General features: G+C 47.1%; 2 protein-coding genes. One reads left to right on the forward strand and one right to left on the reverse strand.

Going from position 1 to position 1,287, the window contains the following annotated elements:
• Positions 1 to 321 precede the first annotated feature (321 nt).
• Complete coding sequence (locus KDK19_RS06015; protein WP_257255131.1) at positions 322 to 825, forward strand: DUF29 domain-containing protein; 504 nt, start codon at positions 322 to 324, stop codon at positions 823 to 825.
• A 49-nt stretch (positions 826 to 874) separates the two neighbouring features.
• On the opposite strand, the gene KDK19_RS06020 is transcribed toward KDK19_RS06015, so the two are convergent.
• Positions 875 to 1,287, reverse strand: a 413-nt coding sequence (locus KDK19_RS06020) for an autotransporter domain-containing protein (RefSeq protein ID WP_257291551.1), incomplete at its 5' end; no start/stop codon positions are given.

Below are 1,287 nucleotides of genomic sequence, written 5' to 3' on the forward strand. Positions count from 1 at the left end.
CAATCAGAATGATAAGGGATGATTAGCCTGAGTGTGTGGAAGCTATGGGAAAGATGGCGGAGTCGGTCGTCGGAGGCGGGCTCCAAACCACCTCAAGCGGCTGTCATTAAGAGTGGTGATCGTGAGCGTTGGGGAAAAGGCGAACAATTTGCACCCGCCTCTTCAACTGCTATCCTCAAACCTCAAACAAAATTGAAGGCTCAGACCTGCTGGCCGACTTATCCCCAGGGATGGGGGGTATCCCACCAAGCGCCTGGAGCGCGACTGGGAGGGAGCGGTTGATGGCTGAAGAATGGTATCCGTTTAATGGAGTGAACATTTATGAGTAATTTATACGAAACTGATTATCACCAGTGGCTGACTAATCAAGTAGCTTTGCTTAGAAATCATAATTTTGACCAACTAGACCTTGAAAATCTGTTGGAGGAGCTGGAGTTGAGTATTAAGCAAGACCTTCGAGAGTTAGAAAGTTTTTTGGTTAATCTCATACTCCATCTGCTTAAAATGGATTACCAGACAACGGTGTTGAGAGACAGTGTAGCCACTAAACGAGTTATTAAAGGTTGGGCTGAAAGTGTATTTAATGCAAGGGATGGGATAGTTGAATTAGTGGAAAAAAACCACAGCTTAGCACCAAGAATCGAAGATGTTTTAGAAGATTCTTACTTTAAAGCAAAAAAGAAAGCTATAAAAGCTATGAACCTTTATGTTAATGCCAATCAAAGGCTTGATGAAAGTAGCTTCCCAGATACTTGCCCATGGTCTTACGATCAAATGATGACTGAAGATTGGTATCCGCTGAACGGAGTAAATCTCTATGAGTAATTTAGCTCGTTCCCACGCTCTGCGTGGGAATGCATAAATTGCGCCTGACTCAGAACCCATAGCTAACCCTGGCAATAAACCCATGAGCCTTGTAGCTGTCCATCCAGTCATAGTGATAGCTCAGGGTAAAGGTCAGGTTGCTGTGGCTTTCCAGGTTAACCGCGGCATCGAACTGGTAACGGTTTTGTTCACGTTTGGCGCCGTTCACCAGGAAAGCGTCGCCACCCTGGGCAAAGTGCGCGGTCATGGTCACCGGGTCGTCCTTGAAGTCGTGGTAGGCCATCAGGCTGACTTCAGGTTTGACGGTCGTACTGGCTGTGGCGATATCACCCAACAGTTTCAGGCCGGCGCCCAGTTCCAGTATTTCGTAACTGTCGTTTTTGACCCTGTCAAACCCCAGGATGTCAAACCAACCGGTTCCCCGCTTTTCCCGATAATCGTCCGGCTTGATGTTGGCATAGT

The sequence above is a fragment of the Endozoicomonas sp. ONNA1 genome (assembly GCF_024606325.1).
Lineage (GTDB): Bacteria > Pseudomonadota > Gammaproteobacteria > Pseudomonadales > Endozoicomonadaceae > Endozoicomonas_A.

Excerpts from the sequence above, each read along its gene's own strand:
- KDK19_RS06015 (WP_257255131.1), top strand. The coding sequence starts at position 322 with ATGAGTAATTTATACGAAACTGATTATCACCAGTGGCTGACTAATCAA.